The sequence below is a fragment of the Dactylosporangium sp. CA-092794 genome (genome assembly GCF_050948465.1).
GTDB lineage: Bacteria > Actinomycetota > Actinomycetes > Mycobacteriales > Micromonosporaceae > Dactylosporangium.
Genome location: NZ_CP192044.1, coordinates 10,425,376 through 10,448,281, shown reverse-complemented (window position 1 = coordinate 10,448,281; position 22,906 = coordinate 10,425,376). Strand labels below are relative to the sequence as shown.

General features: G+C 70.3%; 24 protein-coding genes. 8 read left to right on the top strand and 16 right to left on the bottom strand.

What is annotated here, in order from left to right; translation table 11 throughout:
• Window positions 1–44: 44 nt before the first annotated feature.
• From ACQPXD_RS45020 to ACQPXD_RS44945, 16 genes are all read right to left on the bottom strand, one after another.
• The gene (locus tag ACQPXD_RS45020; RefSeq protein WP_432829360.1) at window positions 45–266 is read right to left on the bottom strand and encodes a hypothetical protein; all 222 of its coding nucleotides are present in this window, start codon (window positions 264–266) and stop codon (window positions 45–47) included.
• Complete coding sequence (locus ACQPXD_RS45015; protein WP_432829358.1) at window positions 251–2,053, bottom strand: replication initiator; 1,803 nt, start codon at window positions 2,051–2,053, stop codon at window positions 251–253. Before ACQPXD_RS45015 ends, ACQPXD_RS45020 begins: the two co-directional genes overlap by 16 nt.
• A complete protein-coding gene (locus tag ACQPXD_RS45010; protein ID WP_432829356.1) occupies window positions 2,050–2,625 on the bottom strand; it encodes a DUF2637 domain-containing protein in 576 nt (191 codons plus the stop codon). The genes ACQPXD_RS45015 and ACQPXD_RS45010 overlap by 4 nt, the downstream gene beginning before the upstream one ends.
• A 6-nt stretch (window positions 2,626–2,631) precedes the next feature.
• The gene (locus tag ACQPXD_RS45005) at window positions 2,632–2,907 is read right to left on the bottom strand and encodes a spread protein (RefSeq protein ID WP_432829354.1); all 276 of its coding nucleotides are present in this window, start codon (window positions 2,905–2,907) and stop codon (window positions 2,632–2,634) included.
• Window positions 2,904–4,529: an FtsK/SpoIIIE domain-containing protein gene (locus ACQPXD_RS45000; protein ID WP_432829352.1), complete on the bottom strand. Its 1,626-nt coding sequence runs from the start codon at window positions 4,527–4,529 to the stop codon at window positions 2,904–2,906. The genes ACQPXD_RS45005 and ACQPXD_RS45000 overlap by 4 nt, the downstream gene beginning before the upstream one ends.
• Before the next feature lie 380 nt (window positions 4,530–4,909).
• Window positions 4,910–5,299: a transcriptional regulator gene (locus tag ACQPXD_RS44995; protein WP_432829350.1), complete on the bottom strand. Its 390-nt coding sequence runs from the start codon at window positions 5,297–5,299 to the stop codon at window positions 4,910–4,912.
• A gap of 300 nt (window positions 5,300–5,599) precedes the next feature.
• Window positions 5,600–6,328 (bottom strand): GntR family transcriptional regulator, encoded by a 729-nt coding sequence (locus tag ACQPXD_RS44990; RefSeq protein ID WP_432829348.1) that lies wholly within the window; start codon window positions 6,326–6,328, stop codon window positions 5,600–5,602.
• Window positions 6,329–6,469: 141 nt separating this feature from the next.
• Complete coding sequence (locus ACQPXD_RS44985) at window positions 6,470–7,150, bottom strand: hypothetical protein (protein ID WP_432829346.1); 681 nt, start codon at window positions 7,148–7,150, stop codon at window positions 6,470–6,472.
• Between the two features lie 242 nt (window positions 7,151–7,392).
• A complete protein-coding gene (locus ACQPXD_RS44980) occupies window positions 7,393–7,944 on the bottom strand; it encodes a helix-turn-helix domain-containing protein (protein WP_432829344.1) in 552 nt (183 codons plus the stop codon).
• A gap of 591 nt (window positions 7,945–8,535) precedes the next feature.
• A complete protein-coding gene (locus ACQPXD_RS44975; RefSeq protein ID WP_432829342.1) occupies window positions 8,536–9,192 on the bottom strand; it encodes a hypothetical protein in 657 nt (218 codons plus the stop codon).
• Window positions 9,189–9,749, bottom strand: a complete 561-nt coding sequence (locus tag ACQPXD_RS44970) for a hypothetical protein (RefSeq protein WP_432829340.1) — start codon at window positions 9,747–9,749, stop codon at window positions 9,189–9,191. Before ACQPXD_RS44970 ends, ACQPXD_RS44975 begins: the two co-directional genes overlap by 4 nt.
• A gap of 111 nt (window positions 9,750–9,860) precedes the next feature.
• Entirely contained in the window at window positions 9,861–10,460 is a 600-nt protein-coding gene (locus tag ACQPXD_RS44965; RefSeq protein WP_432829338.1) for a GNAT family N-acetyltransferase, read from the bottom strand.
• Window positions 10,457–11,863, bottom strand: coding sequence for an APC family permease (locus ACQPXD_RS44960; protein WP_432844190.1), 1,407 nt, complete (start codon window positions 11,861–11,863; stop codon window positions 10,457–10,459). The genes ACQPXD_RS44965 and ACQPXD_RS44960 overlap by 4 nt, the downstream gene beginning before the upstream one ends.
• Before the next feature lie 185 nt (window positions 11,864–12,048).
• Window positions 12,049–12,702, bottom strand: a complete 654-nt coding sequence (locus ACQPXD_RS44955) for a GOLPH3/VPS74 family protein (RefSeq protein ID WP_432829336.1) — start codon at window positions 12,700–12,702, stop codon at window positions 12,049–12,051.
• Window positions 12,699–12,932 (bottom strand): hypothetical protein, encoded by a 234-nt coding sequence (locus ACQPXD_RS44950; RefSeq protein ID WP_432829334.1) that lies wholly within the window; start codon window positions 12,930–12,932, stop codon window positions 12,699–12,701. Before ACQPXD_RS44950 ends, ACQPXD_RS44955 begins: the two co-directional genes overlap by 4 nt.
• Before the next feature lie 334 nt (window positions 12,933–13,266).
• Window positions 13,267–13,590, bottom strand: coding sequence for a hypothetical protein (locus ACQPXD_RS44945; protein WP_432829332.1), 324 nt, complete (start codon window positions 13,588–13,590; stop codon window positions 13,267–13,269).
• A 704-nt stretch (window positions 13,591–14,294) separates the two neighbouring features.
• On the opposite strand from ACQPXD_RS44945, the gene ACQPXD_RS44940 reads away from it, so the two are divergent.
• From ACQPXD_RS44940 to ACQPXD_RS44905, 8 genes are all read left to right on the top strand, one after another.
• Window positions 14,295–14,936 carry a hypothetical protein gene (locus ACQPXD_RS44940; protein WP_432829330.1) on the top strand — a complete coding sequence of 214 codons (642 nt, stop codon included), beginning with the start codon at window positions 14,295–14,297 and terminating at the stop codon, window positions 14,934–14,936.
• A 128-nt stretch (window positions 14,937–15,064) separates the two neighbouring features.
• Window positions 15,065–16,456 (top strand): hypothetical protein, encoded by a 1,392-nt coding sequence (locus ACQPXD_RS44935; RefSeq protein ID WP_432829328.1) that lies wholly within the window; start codon window positions 15,065–15,067, stop codon window positions 16,454–16,456.
• 13 nt (window positions 16,457–16,469) lie between these two features.
• Window positions 16,470–17,057: an N-acetyltransferase family protein gene (locus ACQPXD_RS44930; protein WP_432829326.1), complete on the top strand. Its 588-nt coding sequence runs from the start codon at window positions 16,470–16,472 to the stop codon at window positions 17,055–17,057.
• 1,638 nt (window positions 17,058–18,695) lie between these two features.
• On the top strand, window positions 18,696–18,983 hold the full coding sequence (locus tag ACQPXD_RS44925; RefSeq protein ID WP_432829324.1) for a DUF167 domain-containing protein: 288 nt from the start codon (window positions 18,696–18,698) through the stop codon (window positions 18,981–18,983).
• The gene (locus ACQPXD_RS44920) at window positions 18,980–20,500 is read left to right on the top strand and encodes a potassium/proton antiporter (protein WP_432829322.1); all 1,521 of its coding nucleotides are present in this window, start codon (window positions 18,980–18,982) and stop codon (window positions 20,498–20,500) included. The genes ACQPXD_RS44925 and ACQPXD_RS44920 overlap by 4 nt, the downstream gene beginning before the upstream one ends.
• Before the next feature lie 495 nt (window positions 20,501–20,995).
• Complete coding sequence (locus ACQPXD_RS44915) at window positions 20,996–21,424, top strand: TraR/DksA family transcriptional regulator (RefSeq protein WP_432829320.1); 429 nt, start codon at window positions 20,996–20,998, stop codon at window positions 21,422–21,424.
• Window positions 21,388–21,981 carry a signal peptidase II gene (gene lspA, locus ACQPXD_RS44910; protein ID WP_432829318.1) on the top strand — a complete coding sequence of 198 codons (594 nt, stop codon included), beginning with the start codon at window positions 21,388–21,390 and terminating at the stop codon, window positions 21,979–21,981. The genes ACQPXD_RS44915 and lspA overlap by 37 nt, the downstream gene beginning before the upstream one ends.
• On the top strand, window positions 21,974–22,903 hold the full coding sequence (locus ACQPXD_RS44905; RefSeq protein ID WP_432829316.1) for an RluA family pseudouridine synthase: 930 nt from the start codon (window positions 21,974–21,976) through the stop codon (window positions 22,901–22,903). Before lspA ends, ACQPXD_RS44905 begins: the two co-directional genes overlap by 8 nt.
• Window positions 22,904–22,906: the final 3 nt, after the last annotated feature.

Genomic DNA, 22,906 nt, shown 5'->3' with positions numbered 1-22,906 from the left:
TCGGAGGTGTATCGAGTGAGCCTCGGCCGTTTCCGGCTGGACGGCTAGTCACGGCCGTCGTGCTGCGGCATGACGAGCACAATCTTTCCCGCCTCGATCTGCCGGAGCACGTCCGGAAGCCTGAAATCCTGCGGGTGGACGATCACGGTCAACGGTGCTGTGTCATCGGCCGGGTCAGCGGCCACCGCTTCCGGTTCGGTGAGCGTGTTGGTGGCGCGCCGTTGTGCTGGGTGGTTGTCGCGTGCCGCGCTCAACCTGGTGTCCACTCCCCACCTTCTCCCCCGTGGTGATCGTGCTCGTTGAGCCCAGTTGCCGAAACATTCCGCTGCACCGGCGCCGGATACTGCGCGGCCCGGTCCTTGGCAGCGTTGAGCGCCGCCCGCCACTGCATGCGCTGTGCCAAGGCGCGCAGGAGGCGGTGCCGCATCGGAGGTAGGTCGGGATCGTTCGGCCGAGCCAGTTCCCACGCGACCGGGGCGGGCGTTGGTGCCACCCACCCACCCCCGCCCCCCTCCGGGGGTCCGCCGTCCTCACCGTCCGTGACCGGGTCCTGGTCGATACCGGTCGACGTGGCCAGCAGCGCACGAACCCAGGCCCGCAGGTCGTAGCGGTGATCAGCCAGGGTCTTGCCGGACCAGTCCCGGGACACGAGGATGCGCCGCCCGCCGATGCCCAGCGTGGCGCGTTGGTGGACGCGGCTCTTGCAGTTGCCCGGCCGGAGCCGGCCGTGGGCCTGCTTCGGGGCGATGCTGTAGAGCAGCCAGTTTGCGCACCGGTCGGAGCACGGCGTCACGCGGAGTTGCTGCCAGAACCGTTCCAGGTGGTCACGTTGCCGGTCGGTGGTGATGGTGTGGCAGTCGGCCGCGGACTTGGTGATGTACTTGGTGATGTAGCCGATCGTGCGGTCCACGTTGTGGTGATCGGCGGTCAGGCCCTCCGCCCGCATCTGGACCCCGAACCGGGCCACGTGCGCCGGTGCCGCTGCAGGGTCAGCGTCGATCGCGTCCAACGCCGCATCCCAGGCCAGCAGCGCCGTCCCGGTATCGGGGTCCCGCCACACCTCCGTGTCGCTGTCCCACACCGGCAGCCGGTGCGGCGTGTAGACGGGTGTGTCGATGGCGGGCCACCACACCTGGTGGTAGGTCGCCGCCGCCACCTCGCGCAGCACCGTGCGGGGGATGGTGCCCCGGATGGCGAAGTGCGCGTGCGGCGCGAGCCGCCGTTGCGGCTCCACACAGCCGGCGTATTGGACGTTCCAGCCGACACAGCGGCGCAGGTTCTGCCAGAACCTGTCGAGGAGCCGGGGGAAGGCGATGGCGTCCCAGGCCGCGCGCCGGTAGTCGTACGTCGCGGGGTCCACCGGGGTGCCGTCGTCCCGCACGGCCCCGTACGAGTCCAGGGTGAGCGTGAGCCACATCGACGGCCGATACTCCGTGCCGTCCGGGGCCGTGTACACCCGCCCGACCGTGCGCGGGGCCACCTTCTGCCGGGGCAGCGCGGGCGCGTCCTGCCGCCGCCGGGTGGACCGTTGCCGCTTCGGCTCGCTCCGTACGTCGTGGCCGGGCGCCACTGTTCCCCGGAGCCCTTGCACGGCGATGGCTTCCTCCACCTCGCCGATCGCGTCGTCGACCTCGGCGACCTGGTCCCACTGTGCGGCGCGGACGGCTTGGTCCCGGCCGTGTTCGAGGTGGGCGCGGAGGCTGATCAGCGCCCGGTGCTCATCCGTCGCGGGTTTCGGGCCGGGGGCGGGTTCGTCGGTGCGGTGCCAGCCATCCCGGATCTGGACCTTGCGCAGGCGCTGTGCCCGCTTGGCGCAGGATGGGCATTTGTCTTCGCGGGTGGCGCCGCACGGCACGTCGATGATCTCGGTCTGGCCGGTGGTGAGGTCCGTGCGGCGCAGCCCGACCGGGCGCAGGCACACCCCGGCCTCGGCCGCCATGTCCTGGACGACTTTGGAGGCGAGGGGGAGGAGCATGCGGGCCGCGCGGGAGCCGGGGCGGGGTTCGTCGGCCGGGTCGCCCAGGCCCGGCAGCGCGTCGGCGGTGAGGGTCATCGGATCACCCCGGAGCGGATGCCGCCGGTGACCACCCGGGGCGGCGCGACGACCGCAATCTCGGTACCGGGCAACAACGGTTCCGGCGTCACCGGCGCGGGAGTGGGCGGGGTCGATACCTCTGGTACGGTCGGGGCGGTGCGGCCCGGCTCGCTGTGGGTCCCGAATGCGAGCAGGGCCGCCGCTGCCATCACCATCAGCCCGTCGACGGCGGCCGGTCCCGCGACGGCGGTCAACGGGTCTTCGCCGTAATGCCGCAGCAGTCCGGACAGGTGCCGGTACGACACGACGGCCGCGACCAGGGCGACGGGCAGCAGGCCGCCGAACCGGGCGAGGCGCCACCAGCCGCCAGCCGGCCACGGGGTGCGGACCAGGATCTCCACCGCGAGGAACAGGGCGAGGGGCCAGAACATCGCCGCGAGGACCGCGCCCGGCTCCGGTGCCCACCCCGCGCGGGCGTCGGACGGGGGGACGTAGCAGTGCGCCACGTTCGCGGCCAGGGACGCCAGGCCGCCCACGAGGGTGCCGAGGTAGGCCCAGACCCGGCCGGGCCGCTGCCGGATGCTGCTCACCAGTGTTCACCGGCCTTTCGGCACGACAGGGACACGAATCCACTCGGGAGGCTGGCCGGTCGAGGCGACGGCTTCGGACAGGCACCGCCACAACGCCCACGCCTCCGCGACGGTCAGGTACATGCGCCGCCGCCCCCCGCCGACCGCGACGTAGAGGTCGTCGCCGTCGGTGACCCGGACCGTGACCGCCGACGAGCCGTGTTCGGTGTCCGGGGCGCGGAGCCGGTAGAACCGGCGGTCAGGCTCGCCGCCGGTGGCCGGGGGTGGTGTCGTGCCGGTCATGCGGCATCCCGCCCGTCCCCGTCGCGTTCCTGGTGGCTGTCGCGGCCGAGGAACTCCGCCAGGCTGTCGGGCAGCAGCGGCCCGGCCGTCCGGGGCCGGGGCACCCGGCGCGGTGGCGTCGCCGGCGGTTCGGTCCGGGACGCCGGTTGCGGCTCGGACGGTTGGGGGCCGGGGGCGGTTGTGGCCGGGGCGGCGTAGCGGGTGGCCATCGCTCGCACGTCGGTGTCGGTGCAGTAGCCGAACCGGACCCGCATCGGCTCGGGCTGCCCGTCGAGGACCACGTATCCGATGCCGCGCAGGCCCGGATCAGGCGAGAGCAGGTCGCACAGTGCGCCTCGGGTGCGGGCGCCGTCGCCGAGCACCATGTCGACGTGGTTGCGTTCGGTCAGTCGCAGCCCGATGCGGGTGGGGAAGAAGTCGCGCAGTTCGATGATTTCCTTGCGCGGGTCCTGGGTCGCGCCGACGACGAGGACGCCCAGCCCGGCGCCTTGGGTGAGCAGCAGGGCGAGGGCGGAGCGTGCCCGGTTGCGCAGTTCCACGTCGAGCAGCAGCGCGACCAGGGCGATCATCTCGTCCACCATCAGCACGTACAGCGGCTCATCCAGGGTGGGCGTGTGGGCCCTGATGTGGCCCTGCATCCGGGCCTGCCGGTCGCGCATGATGCTCACGAGGTCTTCCAGCATGGCTACCATCGGCCCGGGGTCGGTGTATTCGAGGCGGGTGAACAGCGCTGCGCCGATCGACAGCTCGACCCCGCCTTTCGGGTCGATGCCCCACAGCCGCACCAGCCCCGAGCGGATCGCCGGGGCCATCGCGCGGACCAGGGACCATTGCACGGAGCCTTTGCCGGAGCGGGTGGCGCCGACGATGAGCACGTGTGTGGCGAGGAGGCGCAGCAGGAACGGGTGCAGGTCTTCCCGCAGCCCGAGGGGCAGCGCGGCGAAGTCGGGCATGGCCGGGACCGGCAGCGCGGGCACGATCGCGGACAGGGGGTCGCGGCGGACGACGACGAGGCGCACGAGGCGGGGCCGGTCGCGGTAGCGCACCCGATCCACCGCCCGCCAGATCGGGGCCAGACGGCCCGTGCGCAGCGGCGGGGTTCCGGCGGTGCCGGAGTAGACCCGGCAGACCCGGGCGTTGAACGAGTAGGCCAGATCGGTGGCGGCGCGGTGCCAGTCGTCGGGGTTCTGCCCGCGCGGCATGCGGACCGTCAACTCATCGGTGGCATGGGTGCAGCGCACCCGCAGCAGCTTCGGCACGGTCAGCGTCGCGTCGAAGCGCTGCGCGAGCCGGCACGTGGTCATCGCCTCGCGCCAGTGACGGCGGTAGAAGAACACCCTGAGCCGCCAGGCCCGGACCGGCAGCCGCACCCAGCGGGCGAACGACGCCGGGCGCCGCCACCACCACACGGTGAGGAGCCCGGCCGTGACGAGCAGGACCAGGACGAGGCCGAGCCAGCCGGAGCGGTGCCGCAGATAGAGCGCGCCCGCCACGATCAGCAGCGAGCACCAGTTCCGCCACGTGAACGGCAGCACCCGCACGAGCAGCACCCGGACGGTCTTGTACAGCAGGTATGGAATGAGCACCCAGATGATCAGCCACCACGGCAGCGGAATGGACATGCGCCGGGCGTGGACCAGGGGGAGATTGTTGCGGTACAACGGTTTCAGCCCTTTCTCACAGACACACCACGAGGGCCGCTGGCGGCCCGGCCGCCGGGCGTGGTGAACCGGCCGCGCGCGTCACGGCGGGTCGCGACCAACTGCACCGGCAGGCCGGGAGACCAGCGGGTGAACCGCCCGGAGGCGTCGCGCGCCACGGGCGTGAGCAGCTGCACTTGTCCCCGGCACACCGGCACGGGCCGGGTACGGCGGGGGTGCTGTTGTTGGCGAGGGCTGGAGTTGGGCATGATGGAGCCCGCCTTCCTTGCCTCAGCAGGGGCGTTGGGGAGCGAGCGGGGCGGTCCGATGCCGTAGGAAGCCGGACCGCCCCACCCCGGTTGTCAGGCCTGGTCACCGCCGGGCGTGGGGGTGCGGAAGCCGGTCGCGCGCAGCGAGTACGCGAGCCTGCCGTTCTGCGCCACGTACGGGGTCACCGACAGGCCCTCGAACTCGACCGGCGCGAACGGCGCCCCGTTGTCCGGGACCGGCTGTACCGGGGCGGAGATCTTCACCGCCACCTCATGGGACCGGCCGCCAAGCTCCGGGTCCAGGTCCACCACCCGCACCGTCCACACCCGCAGCCCGGACACCTTGTCAATCGATGGGGTCCGTGCCCCGTTGGCCGGGTTGTAGTCCTGCGCTTCCGTGATCGAGTCCGGCACCAGCGCACAGCCGGCCGGGAACACCGCCTCGAACGGGACCTCGAACCGGGTCCCACCTTTCAGCGCCATACCGTCGTTCCTCCTTCAGCCTGGGCCACCCGTCGACCAGTTCTCGGGGCGACCACTTAACGTGTCAAGTGCTTCGATTGTAGCTCGCCCCTGACACGTCCAGCAGTGATCGACGGTGACGAGACTCACGAACACCGATGCAACCCGGCAGGGGCGGCTACGCGTCCGACCGTACGCCGACCCCCGCCGCGACCACAGGTGTCAGCCCGCGTCATGGGGGTGTCACCAGGTGCCACGACGCAACGAGCCCCCGGGATGCCGACGCGGGCACCCGAGGGCCGTGGACTGTGGTGGATGCTGCTACCGCAGGGTGAAGGTGTCCTCAAGTTCATGCCGGGACGGCGGCATCACCACGTCGAGGGCGAGGACCGGGCGTTGCTGCCGGTCGTACACGGCCAGCAACGCCGTCAGCATGCACTCCCGCTTGCCGACCTCCAGCAACCGGGACTCTTCCACCGTCGCCGGACGGGCCGAAATCCGCTGCGTGGCGTGGTCCAGCTCCAACCCGGCCCGGTCCGCCAGATGCCGCGCCAGACCCTCCCGCAACGGCTCCACCGACCCGACACCGGTCCCCGCCGCCAGGTCGAGGGGCACATACGCGGTGCCCAGCTCCACCGGCCCGACCTCATCGACGCTCACCAGCCACCGCCGCACCATCACCGGGGCGCCCTCCTGCACGCCGAGCGCCCACGCCGCCCGCGTCGGGGCCGCAGCCTCCCGCGCGTCGAGCACCCGTACCCGCCCGTCGACCTCTGCCGCCAACAGCGCCGAAACGTGCTGCGGCACCCGCTGCGGTTCCGGGGGCTTGCCCTGGGAGAACCGGCCCTTGCCCTGCCGGGAGTAGATCCACCCGTCCTGGCGCAGCAGGTCGAGGGCGCGGACCACGATCGTCCGCGACGCGCCGAACTCTTCCATGAGTTCGGTCTCGCTGGGCAGCTTCGCGTCCGGCGGGTAGCTGCCGTCGCTGATGCGCTCCTGCAGCGTGTTCACGATGACCGCGTACATCGGCGGGGCGTACTCGATCGGCATCGCAACCACCATCCGGAAGGGTTGAACACTTGTCTGGTCAAGGACTTAAGTACGTACGGTTGCAGGTTTAGCCGGTCTGACACGTACGTGTCAACTCGACCTTGACACCCAACGCACGCCGCAGCCGGCACCCGCAGGTGCTCAGCCATCGGCAGCCACCGCTGCTGCCGTGCCGCGCTGGGGCGCAGGCGCGGGTGCTGGCCGCTCGGCGGCGAGGCACCGACCGTCCGCGCGGACGACGAGGTACCCCTGGCGGACCGCAGTCTGCTTGCCGCGCCGCACCGACGTACCCGACACCCGCCAGTGCCGCGCCAACACCCGGTCACCCGGCAACAGGTCACCCGCCCGCAGATACCCGGCATCCACCGCCAGCCGGATACTGCGCGCCACCTGCCACCACCGCAGATTGCCGTCATCGGGCAGCGGCCCCAGCACCCGCCACACCGGCTCAGCCACCCGCCGCACCGGCACGGCCACGTCATCCGCCACGGGCGCCCGCACCGTCGCCAGGTGGTCATGCACCGCGACCAGTTCCACCACCACCGGCACCAGCAACAGCCCGGCAGCGTCCATGCCCACCATGACGAACGCGTAGGACACCATGTCGGCCGGGATGCCGTAGCCAACCCCGCCCACCACCAGCGCGAGGTCGCACCCCAGCACGAACACCAGGGCGAGGTTGCACCCCAGCACGAGACCGACCGCGACACCCAGCCACCGCCCCCACCGGCGCACCACCGGCCCCGGCCACTCCTGCGAGTCGTACAGCGCCCACACCGCGCGGATCCGCGTCACACCGACCGAGAACAGCTCGCCGCGCACCCTCACTCCTCGCGCCTGCCGTTGTGTGGTGGGGGCGTCCTGGCCGGGGGACCAGGACGCCCCGTTCCCGACCCGGCGTCTGGCCTGCGCCGTGGTCGGGGTGTTGCCGGTGCCCCTGTCGGCAGTGGGCACCGCTTCCCGGCCCGAGGATCTGGCGAACTCGAACCGGGGGAGGTGAGCCGTTGCCGCTGCCAGCGGTCGGCAGTCGCCGCGCACAGCGCATCGCTGCACCGCGAACGCCATCACTTCGTTTCCCGCCATCTCGGCCACGGCACGCGCGCGGCGGGCGTCTGCGGCTGTTTGCTGCTGCGGCTGTAGCCGCCGCCTCGTGGCCGCAGTGTGGTGCCAGATGCGGTGAGTGCAGCGTGGACCGCGCCGTAGGACAGTCCGAGGGCAGCCCCGATCGTCCGGATCGACTGACCACCGTTGACGTACCGGTCAACGATCTCATCGATCTGCTGCTGCCCCAGTGGGCGGCCGCGCCGGGCCGCAGCGGCGGGGCGCTCGACCGGGGCCGGGACCGCGACGCCGCTGTTGTCTGCTGCCTGCTGTTGCCGCCTGTGCTTCGCCTCGGCCGCGCCGCGCTCGCTCAGGGCGAACCTGTGCTGCAACACCCGCGGGGCGCCGGGCGGGTGCTTGACCAGCCCGGCCGCCCGCAGCCCGTACAGGTCCCGGATGGAGAACTCGGCCGTGCCGACCCGCACTAGCGCCTGCTGAGGGTTGGCCAGCGCCTCCGACGAGGTGCCCATCGCCAGGAGCAGTGCCACCTGTCCGTCGGTCAACGCCAGTGCCATGTACCGCCTCCGATCTCACGTTTCGCCCGCCGGGCGACGGCGCGCAACGCCGCACCGGGCCTGGTCGTGCCTGCCGCTGTGTGGTTGGGGCGTCCTGGCCGGGGGACCAGGACGCCCCGTTCCCGACCCGGCGTCTGGCCTGCGCCGTGGTCGGGGTGTTGCCGGTGCCCTGTCCGGCACCGCTTCCCGGCCGAGGATCTGGCGAACTCAAGCCGGGGGAGGTGAGCCGTGGCCGCTGTGAGCGGTCGGCCGGCTCGGGTCTGCGGCCTGCGCGCCTGGCCGCCGTGGACTTGGTCGGGGGGATGGTCGTAACGCTCTCCAGTGCCCGGAGCGCTGGCCTGGTCGGGTGACCTGTGCCCGCGCTCCGGGCTTCCCTGAGGAGCCCTGCCCCGCCTCGCCCAGCCGGGCCTAGCCAGGACTTGCCAAGACATGCCACGGTTCGGCTTGTCGAGACCCTCGGCAGTCCGGCAGGAACTCCCGGTGACGAACCCGGGTGCCGGTGCCGAAGCTTGTGTGCCCGCCGGTGTTGCGCCGCCGCTGCGGCTGCGATGGCGTCGCTGCGGGTGTGCGTACGGTGTGCGGCCCGGTCGCCTACGGCGGCGCGGGTGGCTGCCGACCGGTGCGGGTGGTTTCCAGTTCGGCGAGCCGCTGCCGGAGCTGGGCGATCTCGGCCTCGTTGGCGTCGACCCGGTTCGAGGTCTGCGCGGCCTGTTCCGCCACCGTGTGGGTGGTGGCCGTCAGGGCGGCCATCGCCGTTTCCAGTCGTTGCTGGCGCACGTCGAACTGCCGCATGATGGCTTCCTGCCGGGCGAAGCCCATCGCGGTCGCCTCGACCAGCCGTCGCGTGGTCACGTCGAGCTGCCCGAGATCGATCGTGTCGACCTTGGCGTGGCCGGCCTGCACCTCGCCCACGGCCCGCGCCTGGTGCCGGTGGGCTGCGGCGAGGACCTGCCCCGGTTGGGCGAGCTGGTAGCCGTGGCCACGCACGATGATGAACACCTTGCGGTCGTGCTCGCGCAGCTGGTCGGCGGCCTTGCGGGCGGCGGCGAGGATGGCCTGTTTCCCGCGCAGGTTCTGGAAGTCCAGGCCCAGTACTTCACCCATGTCCTCGTACCGCAGCAGCGCGCCGGGAGCCAGACCGGCCATCGCCTGGTACAGCTGCTGCCAGCGGGGCAGCGCGCCGATGGGCTGGCCGGGCCTGCGCGGCACGATCTCGCCGCTGGCGGGCGGCGCCGCAGGGGCCGTCATTGGGCCGCCTCCAGCACCGCGGTGAACCGTCCGTACATGGGCCGCCCGTCGCCGATGCCGATCATCGCGCCCGCGACCGTCGCCGCCCTGCGCAGGCCCGACATGTCGATCACGCCGCTGTCGAACTGCCCCATCGCCGCCAATGTCCACTGCGGAAAGACCGGCCGGGTCCGCATCACCCGGGCTTTGCCGACCCCCACCGGGGAGCGGTGCACGAACCGTTTCGCCGCGTACAGCTGGTCCAGCTCCCGCGGACCGTCGTAGCCCAGCGGGATGACGATCGTCTCGATGAACACGCCACGCTCGACCTTCTTGCCGTCCCGGCTGAGCCGGCCGCCCTCCACCAGCGACTTCTGCAGGTTCGAGGCGGGCAGGAACGGCCCCACGTCCGGCTGGTAGTAGATGCCGCCGAGCCACTCCAGTTGCGCCATCTCCGCGTGGTCGTCGGCGGTCTTGACCCGCTTGGACGACACCTCTTTGATCTGCTGGGCCACGGTGTCCAGCGGATCGACCAGCCGTGCGTTGTGCATCAGCAGCGGTGCTGTGCCCTCACACACGATCCTGAACCTCGGCAACGATGTACTCCTCAATTGATCAACGTTCGGTGGATCGGCCGTGTCCCTGCACGGGCCTGCCGCAGCCCTAGCGGCGGGCCAGCACACAGGCCCTCACCCTGCGCCGGATGGTGGCCGCCACATCGGCAGCAGCTCCGGCCCGCCCGGGATGTCGACCGGGTACAGCAGCCGGAAGCCGTGCCGGTGGTACAGCGCCTTGCTGCGCGGGCCGGTCGCTTCCAGGTAGGCGGGCGTGCCCTCGGCGTCGAGACGCTCCAGCCGGTGGCGCAGCAGGGCCGAACCCAGGCCCTGCCACTGCCGGTCGGGCTGCACCGCCACGAACGCGAGGTAGTGATGCGGCTGGCCGTGCGGGTGGTGCATGTGCATGGCCATGTCCAGCGCGACGAACCGGCCGTAGGCTTCCCCGGTGATCTTGGAAAGCCGGGTCTCGTAGTCGGGGATGTCCAGGTCCAGGTGGTTACCGGCCGGCCACCACAGGGCCACCGCATCCGCGTCGTCGGTGGCGTCGACCTGGCCGTGCTGGAGGAAGTGTTCGGCCCACATCCGGAAGTAGTCGGCATACACGGTCTGGCGGGTGTTGCGGTCGGGGATCAGCCAGCCGGCCAGGTCGCCGCCGAGGAACGCCGTCGCGAGGGTGTCGGTCACGTCGTCGAGGTCGAGCGGCCTGGCCTGGCGGATACGGGTGCGGGTCACCGCACGCCATCCGTGCTCAGTTCGGCGGCGATGCGCGGTGCCGCCGTGGCGGTCGTCGCGCCCAGACCGATGCTGCGGTAGATGGCCGGGCGGGTCGTCTTGATGATGATCGCCCACACCGCGCCCGCGATCGCCGCGACCCCGAACAACGACGGCAGCACCACCGGCGCCCTGGAGGAGGGATCGGCGACGCCGAGCAGCACGTCATACTTGGCCAGCGTCAGCCACAGCATGGAGCCCAGCGCCAGCGAGGCGATGGTCGGCGCGATCGTCGTACTCCAGATGCTGGTACCGGCCTGCTGGTCTTCGCGGGCGAAGAACGCGACGACCGCAATCGACGTCGCGAACATCAGGATCAGCACCCCGAGACCGCCGAGCACGGTTAGCCAGAAGAACAGATAGACGATCGGGTCCAGGCCGGTGGCCGCGTAGACGGCCAGTGCCACCCCGGCGAGGACGGTCTGGCTGATCGAGCCCCACTTCGGCGCGTTATTCGCGCCCGTGCGCCCCAGCCACGCGGGCAGCACGCGTTCCCGGCCGAGGGCGAAGCTGTAGCGGGCGGCCGTGTTGTGGAAGGCCAGCAGTGCCGCGAACAGGCTGGTGACGAACAGGATGTGGCCGATGTCGAGCCAGACCCGGTGCAGGTGCGGCGAGACGAGGTTGAACATCAGCTCCGTGGACTCCGCCTTGGCCCGCGCCACGATCGTGTCCGGCCCGGCCGCGACCGACATCGCCCAGGAACTCCCCGCGTACAGCAGCCCGATCACCAGCAGCGCCAGGTAGGTGGCGCGCGGCACGGTGCGCCGAGGGTCCTTGGTCTCCTCGGCGTACACCGCCGTCGCCTCGAACCCGACGAAACCAGCCACAGCGACCGCCAGGCCAGCCCCGATGTCGCTGTTCCACAACCAGGACACGGCCAGGGAGTCATAGGTGACCCGGTGCCCGGCCGGGTGCGCCAGCTCCACGGCGGCGTAGACGAGGGCGATCGCGATCTCGGCGACCAGCAGCACCGCCAGGACCCAGCCGTTCACGTCGACCCGCAGCACCCCGAGCACGCCGATCACCGCCCAGGCGACGAACGCGTACAACCACCACGGCGCGTCGAACCCCAGCCGGTCACTGACCAGCCCCGCCAGCACCGGCCCGAAACCCCCGAACAGCCCGATTTGCATGCTGTTGTAGCTCAGCAGCGCCACGAACGCCGCCGCCACTCCCGGGATGCGGCCGAGCCCGCGGGTGATGTAGCTGTAGAACGCGCCCGCGTTGACAATCCTGCGGCTCATCGCCGTGTAGCCGACCGAGAAGACCGCGAGGACTACGGCGACCGCCAGGTACGAGATCGGGATGCCGAGCACCCCGGTCACCGCCCAGCCGGTCGTTGCCCCGCCGGCCACGACGGTCATGGGTGCGGCGGCGGCCAGGACGAAGAAGACCACGGCGAACACGCCGAGCCGGTTACGCGCGAGCGTCTGCGACACGATGTCGAACTGCGCACCCGCTGACGAATGGGCCACAACGAACCTCCTATATCGAGAGAGGTGGATGTCTTGGAATGGTTGGATGCCAGAACATCGGCATGCAGCGGGTGTTACCTGGGTGCGAGCGCCGCCCGGCCGACTGCGGCGTCGGCGTGCGTGACGATGGCCAGCAGTGACGCATCCAGGCGATCGACCGCCCACGGCAGGTAGGTCAACCCGGCCGTGTTGGTCTTCGGGTCCCACAGCACGTGCGGCAGTAGCCCGGTCGCCGCCACGATCCCGGCCAGGAACACATCGGCATGCCGCATCGGCGTGGCCGTGTTGAGCAGCCGTTCCAGCCGGACCGCCTGCCACGCCGCCTCGTTCGGGTCGGCCGGCACGAACACGCGACGCCAGCGCACCCAGCCGCGACGATCGACCGGCCGCAACCGACGGTCCCGCCGCAGCCGCTCGACCACCCACGGCTGCGCCGTCACCGCGAAATAGGCCAGCCACGTCGGCAGGTCCCGGTGCTGCGGCTGCGACACCAGCAACGCCGTCAACTCGCGCAGCAGCGGATCACGCGGCGGGTCGCGGCGCGCCACATACACGGTCCGGTCGTGCACATCGATGGCCCCGGCCAGGACCAGCTCACCGAGCAACCCGGCGGCAAGACCGATCCCCAGCACCCGCCCGTCCAGCCGATGCCGGCCCACCTGGAAGTCGTGCGCGATGAGGTAATAGCTGTCCGTCAACGGCATGCGCAGCGCCAGCGGTTCGGTCATGACGTAGTCCGCATCCGTGGGTCATGCAGCGCGCTGGTCCGCACCGCCACCTGGCGCTCACGACCGCGATCGCCGTTCCAGAGGATCTCGACCCCCGTGAGCGTCATCCACTCTGGATCCGGCGACTCGACCGGCGGTACGGTCACGCGCAGCGTCAGCTCGCCCGCGCCGTAGCGGTAATCCGGCTCTCGCAGGCTCAGCAGGTCACCGGCTTTGATCGGCGGGACCATCACAGCGTTCCCGTCCCCGCACGCCGCCGCACCGCGCCCAGCCCGGCACGGTCGTTGCCGTGCGCCCAACGGATCCGACCCTCTTCGAGTCGGCCCGAATCATCCGTCGTCACCCGCTCCGGGCGCGTGAACATGCGGCTGTTGATCGCGTCGGCGAACCACGCACCGGATGTCGCCGGTTCCGGTCCCGACGGGCCCGACGGCCCGAGCCGCGCCCGCCGCAGCGGATGACCCGGCTGCTGCCCCAACTCCGGTCCGCTCCCGGCCGCCGATCCAGCGCGCCCCGTCGTCGCCGCAGGGTGCGCCGCGCCAGCGGGACGGCCCGCACCCCGCGTCACCACTGCAAATCCTGACCAGCCAGCACGACCAAGCCGCCGACGCACCACAGCTTCCGGCACCACGGCGGATGCTCCTCGAACGTGACCCGGTCCACGTACACCACCATCCAGCTGACCGGACGGATCGGACCCCGCCGCCACAACCGCTCATCACGCGCCTTACGCCGCAGCACCCGCTCCAGGTCCCGGCTCAACCCGAAGAAGTCGTGCGTACCGTCCGGCCAGTCCCGACGCACCGCGAACCCGCCATCCCACGCCGACGACAGCACGAACTTGCCGGGCCGGGCCGCGCCACCGTGCCTGTGCCACGTGAGCTTCACCGCTGCCTCCCCAGGCATACGAAATGTCGCCGCATCTCTCCATCACCAGCCGCCGAACAGCCGGCCACACGCGCAGCGCGACAGCACACACGCGTGGAAAGGGACGTGCCGCACGACGCGAACCCGAACAGTCCGCACCGCCGTACCCCGCGCCGTACGGCACGTCCCATCACCTGCCGCCACTGGCACCGTCAGCACGCAGCAGCAGGGAGCCCTACAAACGGCCAGCCCGTCACCCAGCCCGGACCTAAGCCGCGCGGGCCCCGGTCCGGCCCAGACAATCCGGGCACACCTGTCGGACCAGCCGCGCCACGTCCTCCACCGGCACCACCCGGACCGAAGACGCCACTCGCCAGCCCCGATCATCACAGCCACGGCAGCGCTCCGGGCGCCGGAATACGACGACCGTCACCGTCAACCGCGTCCCTCCGACCACGCCCGGCCAGACCGGCGACACCCGCACCGCTGCCACCGGCCAGGCCCGACATCACCCCGTGCAGTCATACAGAGACCGTGACAGAGGACACGGCCCGTATTAACCCGTGCCGCCTATAAGCCGGACCGATAGGCCACCTGACCAGCCTGTACTCGCATGGCGGTCGCCCGTGTTCCGCGTCACTCGATAACGTGACGCACCCGGTCGGAACCGAGCAAATCGACCACCGTAGACGGCAACCCGACAGGCCAGTGGCTACCCTCGATGTATGGACCGCGTTCTCACGGGGGACGTCCTTCGCGGCCCGGACGTCGTCTTGCCCAAACCCACCAAACGCCGCCGCCGCTGGCCATGGATCATCGCCATCATCGCCACCGCCGTGGCCTGCTGCCTCGCCGTGCCCGTCGCCGTCATCGCCGTGCCGCTCATCCGCGACACCATCGCGGCCGGCCACGGCAGCAACGCACCCCAAGAAGCCCTGCTCAAATTCATGTACACCATGCAGCCACCCGCCGACGCCAAACGCGGCCAGGCCGAACCCCTCATCGTCCGCAACCACCGCACCGAACTGCTCCAGCAGCGCGCCGACTACCTCGGCGCCATCGACGCCACCAACCACGCCCACCCCGACCTGGCCGCCAAACTCGCCCTCGGCGACGACCCGAACCCCCAAGACGCCGTCACCATCCACGGCGACGACGCCACCGTCACCCAATACTGGCGCGCCGAATTCGACTTCGCCCAACCCCAGATTGGCGGAGCCCTCGGCTACACCAGCCAATCCCTACCCTGGACCGCTACCGCCCACCACGACCGCGACGGCTGGCGCCTCGTCACCATCACCATGCCGCCCTGGTGCGGCACCCTCCACGACGACGGCACCACCACCGGCTACGCCAAATGCGACTGAACCCCGGACATTGACCGGTCCCACCGCGCCGATACGCTCATTCCGACGACTTACAGCTTGCCCACATATGCAAGCAACCAGGTAGGCTGCACACAACCATTGCGCCAATTGCCCCCGGGGACGCAGCCATGCGCAACGATGTACTGGAACCCATCCGCCTACCCGCCGAGTTCTGGAACCGCGCCGACGTACACGCCGCCCTCCACGAGCGCGACATGGGCGCCCTCTTCCGACTCGTCAGCAAACACGGCGGAGCCAGCCAAACCCGCATCAGCATCGCCGTCGCCATGCCCCAAAGCAGCGTCAACGCCATCATGAGCACCAACCCCAAGGCGCCATGGGTGAAAGCGCTCGAAGTCTTCATCCGCATCGCTGACGGCCTCCACATGCCAGACCACGCCCGCAATCGCCTCGGACTCGCCAACCGCGTGCACGCCAGCACTCCATCGGTCACCGGCACCGGCGACGCGGACCCAGTCGGCAGCGCTACCTTCCAGCCCAACCTCACAGTAGCGTCGGACACTGTGGACCGACGAACTCTCGTGGCCTGGGGCGTTGCCGCAGCTGGTGTTGCCGCACTGGGCCCGCGACGTCGGACTGTTGGTCGGGTTGGCAGAGCCCAGATCCAGGAGCTCCAGCAGGGAGCCGCACGTTTGTACGCGCTCGACTACCAGCACGGCGGCGACACCCTGTGGCTTGCGGCACGCGCGATGGCGGCTGATGCACACCTGATGTTGGAGCAGGGCTCGTACACAGATGAAATCGAGCGGTCTCTGCTGAGCGCCATTGGACGGTTGCATCTGTGCGCTGGATGGTTGGCGTTCGATGCCGGCCAACATGATGACGCCCGCATCTGCTACAACGAGGCACTCTCGGTCGCCCACCAAGCCACAGATCCCGACGTTGAGGCACATGCTTTCGCGAACCTCGCATTTCAGAGCAACATCCTCGGCAAGCCCCGGGAAGGTTTGCGGTTCGCAAACGCGGCAGCACGGGCCGCCTCTGCGCCGAACGCACCAACTCGGCTCGCAGCCGTTCCGCAGCTCAGAATTGCGATGGCACTTTCTGCATCCAACGACAAGAATGGATCAAATGCCGCCATCAAACAAGCGCGGCATATAATCGACGGCGACGCCGACAAACCAACTACGGAGTGGTACTCCTTCCTTTCACCCATCGAACTCGACGGCGTCGAGGGGACCTGCGCTCTCAATCTAAATGATCCACGCCGGGCCGAGCCTTTGCTGATGCGAGCGATACAAGGACACTCTGACGCTTATGCCCGCAATCGGGCTCTCTATAGCGTCAGGCTTGCTCAAGCTCGGCTGGACAACAGCACCATCGACGGCGCAGCCGAGGCCGCCGCCAGTGCACTTGACGACCTTCGCGGCCAAGTGGCGAGCTGGCGAGTCAGCGCCGAGTTGGACCAGATCGCCCAACGACTGTCTAGTCATCGAGGGATCGATGGTGTCGACGAATTCCTACACCAATATGCCCTTTCCGCCACTCGCAGCGCATGACGGAGCCGACACAATGACTGAAACGCCCTTGCTTACCACCGAGCACCTGAACCAGCAAGGAATGCGCCAGCAGCGAGAAGACTTGCTCGACGTGTACAGCAAGGTCTATCAGGACAGCTTGTCTGACCCGTTCTTCTCGGTCGAACGCTATTGGGAACGCCTCGAAGCATACGCATCCCGCGACGGTTTTTCGCTTGTTCTTGGTCGAGTAAACGGCAGGCTTATTGGTTATACACTTGGCTACACTTTGCCAAAGGGCTCTGGCTGGTGGCGTGGTCTAGAGGCGGGCGTCCCTTCCGAATTTCTGGAGGAAGATGGACGCCGAACGTTTGCCCTCAACGAAATTATGGTGCTTGCCGAACATCGTCGCAAGGGATACGCCCGCATCCTCCATGACGCGTTGCTTAGCGGCAGGGCGGAGCTTCGAGCAACGCTTCTCGTTCTGCCTAACAACACGCCAGCCCGCACCGCGTATTTCTCCTGGGGATGGGAGATGGTGGGGCAACTTCGGCCGTTCGATGATGCACCCACCTATGATTCGCTGATTTTGGACCTGACTTCGTGGCGAGCGATACCCGTCGCCGATCAGCACTCTTCATAGGCCGTCGTGTTGCCGAATTAGCCTGTTCTTAGATCAAGGCGCCGCGCGTCGCACGGCGCATAGCCAGTCGGGTTCGGCGTAGCGTCGGGCTGCTGTTGAAGCTTTGAGCTACCGCGATGCCCGTCGTGCTTCTGACCGTTGCTCCCGCGGCCTCACCATTCGCGTGTAGTCGCGCTCTTGCCTCTGGCGGGACCTCTGGCTCCGGGGGGGGTCGCTGCGCTCTCCGCATGCCGCCGGCTGTCCGAGCCGAGCAGAACGGCACCGGGCGCGCCAGGCCAAGCCGCTACGCGGTCGCCTGACGGCGAGCCTGGCACACCCGGCGCCGCCCCGCTTGAGGCGAGGATGGCCGACGGCATACGGGGAGACTCCGCTCACGTAGCGGGCATACCTGCGGGTTTCTGGGGCGCGGGAGGCCGCTCCGCGCTGGAACCGGCTCCGGCGCTGGCGCGCCGGAGCCGTAAGCCGCGCGGGCGGGACACCGCGCCCAGCACGCCGACAGGCCGCGAACGATCAGGGCACATCGAGGTCCGGCGGTCCGGCATGACCGATCAATAAGCCGAGCGACCGAGGGGGCCGAGTCACCCGGCGACGCACACACGGTATCGACCACTCAGCTCAATCGCACGGCCAGCCCCGACGAGGTAGACGAATGTGCATCCATCGCTACGGCGGGCCTGAGAGCTGAGTCGCGAATTCAACAAAAGTACATATGCCACAACATATGATCACAATTGCCGACACAAGGCCGAGCACTGCCCACGTTCTCCAGCCATTCCATTTGGAGGGCACTGGCTTGCCTGGATATTGGTCGTATCCCGTTCCTTCGCATCTGGCGCACGGCGTCCATTCCTGGACGTACTCTCCGCGCCGCATGTGATGCTCCGACTTCGCGCCGAGGGTCTTTAGCCAGTAGCCTTGCATGCCACAATCTTGACATGGATATGCGGAATAAGGCGTGTCCCGCAAAGGCGGACGCGGTGGAGGAATACTCATCGACGGGAACCTCCGAGGCTAAAGCGTTTGCCGAGCATTTTCCCGGTCCGAGCCGGGAGGAACGCCCGAGGCTGCTGGAGCGATCGCCGAAAGTATATGCCGTATGGCGAACTAAAGGCTGTGAGGCGATGCGCCCGCTCGGGCAGCGTCCCATCGAGAGCGGCCCGTGCGGGCAGTGTCGAAGCACCGCGCAGCCCGGAAACGTGTGTCACTAACTCAGATCTGGCTTGCCGGTGCCCGCTGCCCCCCGGTAGACCCGCTAGATCAGACGGTCGCAAATAACGAAGCTGTGTGCGTACGACCCGACTTGCATGTCAGGAGGCACGCCCGCCCGCCGGTCCGATCTGACGCGACTATGGGTGCCGGGCAGCCACGGGGGAGCCGCCCGGCACCGGCAAACCGTATCGACCGGCAGCGTCCGGGACCAGTCGACCGTATGGCCAGGACCTGACACAACGGATGTACTCGCACCCTTGCAGTCGCAGTGTCCTGCCTGGTCATGGCGTTTCAGACTGTGCGAAAACAACCTAGACCGTGTGTGTACAACTCGGCTTGCTACGGACCGGAGTCCAAAAATAGGCCCGAAGTCCGAGGGATGGCCGAGCGGAGGATGGTCTCCGGTTCGCCGGACCGGCACAATGAAGCGTGGCCACGATCCCGATCCGCGTCCGGCCCGGTGCGTCGCGCCCGGCGGTCGGCGGGAGTCACCCCGGGCCGTATGGTCCCGCGGTGATCGTCGCGGTCGGCGCGCGGCCGGTCGACGGGCAGGCCACCGAGGCCGCCCTCAAGGCGCTCGCCGGCGCGATCGGAGTGCGCCCGTCGGCGCTGCGGCTCAAGGCCGGCGCCGCGAGCCGTGACAAGCTGGTCGAGCTCGACAACCCTCCCGAGGGCCTGCCGGAGCGGGTCGCGCAGCTGCTGGCGGGCCGCCGTTGAGCCATCAGCTCAACGTCGCGCTGCTGCTCGGCGCGGCGGTTCTGCTCGTGTGCGTCGGCGCGGTCCGGCTGTCCGTGCGCCTGGGGCTGCCCAGCCTGCTGGTGTACCTGCTGCTCGGCCTGGCCATCGGCGAGGCCGGCCTGGGCATCCAGTTCGCCGACGCCGAGCTGACCCGCACGCTGGGCATCTGCGCGCTGGTCGTGATCATCGCCGAGGGCGGGCTGACCGCGCGCTGGTCGACGCTGCGGCCCGTGCTCGGCCCGGCCCTGGTGCTCTCCACGCTCGGCGTGGCGGTCAGCGTCGCGGTGGTCGGCGTGGTCGTGCACCTGGCGCTCGGCGTGGGCTGGCAGCAGGCGCTGCTCTTCGGGGCGGTGCTGTCCTCCACCGACGCGGCGGCGGTCTTCTCCACCCTGCGCCGGGTACCCGTGCGGCCAAGACTCGCGGCCCTGCTGGAGGCCGAGTCCGGCATCAACGACGCGCCCGTGGTGATCCTGGTCGTGCTGCTGTCGGCGACGTCGGTCAGCGCCGAGGGGCCCTGGTTCGTCCAGCTCGGGTGGGTGGTGTACGAGCTGGTCGTCGGCGCGGCGATCGGCCTGGTGGCGGGCTTCGGCGGGGCCTGGGCGCTGCGCCGGGCGGCGCTGCCCTCGGCCGGGCTCTATCCCCTGGCGGCGATCGGGCTGACCGTGTTCGCCTACGCGGCCGGGGCGGTGGCGCACGCCTCGGGGTTCCTCGCCGTGTACGTGACCGGCGTGGTGCTCGGCAACGCCCGCCTGCCGCACCGCCGGGCCATGCTCGGCTTCGCCGACGGGCTGGCCTGGCTCGCCCAGATCGGCCTGTTCGTGCTGCTGGGATTGCTCGCCTCGCCGAGCGAGATGGGCGGCGCGGTGATCCCCGCGCTCGTGGTCGGCCTGGTGCTCGTGCTGCTGGCCCGCCCGCTGTCGGTGCTGCTCAGCCTGGCGCCGTTCGCCTGGAGCAGCACCGGCTTCGGCTGGCGCGACCAGGCTTTCCTGTCCTGGGCCGGGCTGCGCGGCGCGGTGCCGGTCGTGCTCGCCACCATCCCGCTCTCGGCCGGCGTGCCCGGCGCCCAGAACCTGTTCAACGTCGTGTTCGTGCTGGTCGTCATCTACACCGCGGCCCAGGGCGTCTCGCTGCCCCCGGCGGCCCGCCGGCTTGGAGTCACCGCGCCCGCCGAGCCGACCGACCTGCAGGTCGAGGCGGCCCCGCTGGAGCGCATGGGGGCGGATCTGCTGCAGGTCGAGGTGCCCGCGGGCTCGAAGCTCAACGGCGTGCACGTGGACGAGTTACGGTTGCCTGTCGGTGCGGTCGTGACGCTGGTGCTGCGCGACGGCGGGGCGTTCGTGCCGGCGCCCGAGACCCGCCTGAAAACCCGCGACAGCCTCCTGATCGTCACCACCGAGCAGGTGCGCGACATCGCGGAGCGGCGGCTGCGGGCGGTGAGCCGACGCGGAAGACTCGCCCGCTGGTTTGCCGAACATGGCGAGGATCGGCGCCAATAACCTGATCCAATTGGTGCGAATGCGTGTGGCGCGTTTGTCGGACGCGTGTACATTCCGTATTCTTGCCAGCCACTGGAGTGCGCGACGCAGGTCGCGCGCCCATTTTGCATCTGGGGGAGCGCCATGGCCGAGCGGGCTGGTGCCGGGCCGAAAGGCCGGTCAGCGAGCGGTGCCGGGCAAAACAAGGCCGCCGATGTGACGGGAGTGACCACTGTGACAACAGCACAGAAACCCCCCGCTCGGCAAGCCCGAACAAGCACGCGGGCCAAGGGGGGTTCCGCGGAGCCGGAGGTAACCGCGCCGGCAGGGAAGAAGGCCGCCCCGGCCAGGCGGGTGCGGACCACGGCCAGCCGGCCGCCGGCGTCGCCCGAGCCGGACACCAGCGCCGCGACACGACCGGCCGCGCCGGGCAGTAGCGCGGCGGGCAACAGCACCACCAGCACCGGAACAGCGCCGACCACGTCAATCGCCGCGCGTGCGGCCGAGGGAGCCACGATGGCCAAGACCGCCGAACCGAAGACCACCGCGGCCAAGACCGCCGGGGCCAAGCCCCGCGGCACGCGCACGGCAGCCGAGACCGAGAAGATCCGCGTCGCGCTCATCGAGCGCCGCGACGAGCTCAAGGCGGAGCACGACCAGACCCTGCTGGAGATCCACGAGCTGCAGCAGCACCGCCTGACCGACTCGGCCGGCGACGACCAGGCCGACACCGGCACCAAGACGGGCGAGCGCGAGCAGGAGATCACCATCGCCAACAACCTGGCCGAGCGCATCTCCCAGGTCGAGCGGGCGCTGGAGCGGCTCGACGAGGGCGGCTACGGCTGGTGCGAGAAGTGCGGCAACCCCATCCCGGTCGAGCGGCTGGCCGCATTCCCGTCGGCTACCCTGTGCGTCAGTTGCAAGCAGTTGGAGGAGCGGCGCTGACCACCCAGGATCCCACCCAGGACCGGACCGAGCCGGGCGCGCCGCCACGCGTCCGGGCCGGTGCGGTCTTCGGCCTCGTCGCCATCGCGATCGTCGCCATCGATCTCGTCGTCAAGCAGTGGGTCACCTCGTCGCTCGCGCACGGCGAGCCGCCGGTGAAGCTGCTCGGCGGGCTGATCTACGTCATCTACACCCGCAACAGCGGGGCCGCCTTCAGCATGCTGGAGGACCACACCTGGATCTTCCCGGTGATCGCGATCGGCGTGATCGGCTGGCTGTTCTGGATGATCACCCGGACCCGGTCGACGGCCTGGGCGGTCGCGCTGGGACTGATCCTCGGCGGCGCCGCCGGCAACCTGGGCGACCGGCTGTTCCGCGCGCCCGGGCCGTTCCGGGGGCACGTGGTGGACATGTTCAGCTTCCTGGACGACCACGCGGGCCACTTCGCGGTGTTCAACATCGCCGACTCGGCCCTGACGGTCGGGGTGATCCTGGCGGTCCTGCTGGAGTTCAGCGGCCTGCGGCGGGACGGGACGCGGGTCAAGCGCGATGCGTGAGGTCCGCTCGCTGCCGGTGCCCGACGGGCTCGACGGCACGCGGCTCGACCAGGCCCTGACCCGGCTCTTCGGGCTGAGCCGCACGGTCGCGGCCGACCTGGTCGAGGCCGGCGACGTCTCCGTCGACGGGCAGGTCCGGCCGAAGTCCGACAAGGTCCGGGCCGGCGCCTGGCTCGAGGTCACGCTGCCCGCCCCGCCTGGCGCGGTGGCCGTCGAGGCGGTGCCGGTCGCCGGGCTGAAGATCGTCTACAGCGACGACGACATCGTGGTGGTCGACAAGCCGGTCGGCGTGGCCGCCCACCCGAGCCCGGGCTGGACCGGCCCGACGGTGATCGGCGGGCTGGCCGCGATGGGCCAGACCGTGGCCACCAGCGGCGCGGCCGAGCGGCAGGGGGTCGTGCACCGCCTCGACGTCGGCACGACCGGGCTCATGGTCGTGGCCAAGAGCGAGAAGGCTTACAGCGCCCTCAAGCGTGCCTTCAAGGCCCGCGAGGTGGAGAAGCGGTACCACGCCGTCGTCCAGGGCCACCCCGACCCGCTGCGCGGCACCATCGACGCGCCGATCGACCGGCATCCGAGCCACGACTACAAGTTCGCCGTGGTCTCGGGCGGGCGGCCGAGCATCACGCACTACGACACGATCGAGGCGTTCCCCGCCGCCAGCCTGCTCGACATCCGGCTGGAGACGGGGCGCACGCACCAGATCCGGGTGCACTTCTCGGCCCTGCGCCACCCGTGCGTCGGCGACCTCACCTACGGCGCCGACCCGACGCTGGCCGCCCGGCTGGGGCTGTCCCGGCAGTGGCTGCACGCCCGCGAGCTGGGCTTCGAGCATCCGCGCACCGGGGAGTACATCTCCTTCGAAAGCGAGTATCCGCCCGACCTGGCGGCGGCGCTGGAGATCCTCAGCGCCGCCGCCTGAGCC

Excerpts from the sequence above, each read along its gene's own strand:
- ACQPXD_RS44980 (WP_432829344.1), bottom strand. The coding sequence starts at position 7,944 with ATGGCACTGGCGTTGACCGACGGACAGGTGGCACTGCTCCTGGCGATG.
- ACQPXD_RS44930 (WP_432829326.1), top strand. The coding sequence starts at position 16,470 with ATGACTGAAACGCCCTTGCTTACCACCGAGCACCTGAACCAGCAAGGA.
- ACQPXD_RS44990 (WP_432829348.1), bottom strand. The coding sequence starts at position 6,328 with ATGCCGATCGAGTACGCCCCGCCGATGTACGCGGTCATCGTGAACACG.
- ACQPXD_RS44940 (WP_432829330.1), top strand. The coding sequence starts at position 14,295 with ATGGACCGCGTTCTCACGGGGGACGTCCTTCGCGGCCCGGACGTCGTC.
- ACQPXD_RS44950 (WP_432829334.1), bottom strand. The coding sequence starts at position 12,932 with ATGGTCCCGCCGATCAAAGCCGGTGACCTGCTGAGCCTGCGAGAGCCG.
- ACQPXD_RS44955 (WP_432829336.1), bottom strand. The coding sequence starts at position 12,702 with ATGACCGAACCGCTGGCGCTGCGCATGCCGTTGACGGACAGCTATTAC.
- ACQPXD_RS44995 (WP_432829350.1), bottom strand. The coding sequence starts at position 5,299 with ATGGCGCTGAAAGGTGGGACCCGGTTCGAGGTCCCGTTCGAGGCGGTG.
- ACQPXD_RS45005 (WP_432829354.1), bottom strand. The coding sequence starts at position 2,907 with ATGACCGGCACGACACCACCCCCGGCCACCGGCGGCGAGCCTGACCGC.
- ACQPXD_RS45015 (WP_432829358.1), bottom strand. The coding sequence starts at position 2,053 with ATGACCCTCACCGCCGACGCGCTGCCGGGCCTGGGCGACCCGGCCGAC.
- ACQPXD_RS44960 (WP_432844190.1), bottom strand. The coding sequence starts at position 11,863 with ATGACCGTCGTGGCCGGCGGGGCAACGACCGGCTGGGCGGTGACCGGG.
- ACQPXD_RS44935 (WP_432829328.1), top strand. The coding sequence starts at position 15,065 with ATGCGCAACGATGTACTGGAACCCATCCGCCTACCCGCCGAGTTCTGG.
- ACQPXD_RS44915 (WP_432829320.1), top strand. The coding sequence starts at position 20,996 with ATGGCCAAGACCGCCGAACCGAAGACCACCGCGGCCAAGACCGCCGGG.
- ACQPXD_RS44905 (WP_432829316.1), top strand. The coding sequence starts at position 21,974 with ATGCGTGAGGTCCGCTCGCTGCCGGTGCCCGACGGGCTCGACGGCACG.
- ACQPXD_RS45000 (WP_432829352.1), bottom strand. The coding sequence starts at position 4,529 with ATGTCCATTCCGCTGCCGTGGTGGCTGATCATCTGGGTGCTCATTCCA.
- ACQPXD_RS44975 (WP_432829342.1), bottom strand. The coding sequence starts at position 9,192 with ATGACGGCCCCTGCGGCGCCGCCCGCCAGCGGCGAGATCGTGCCGCGC.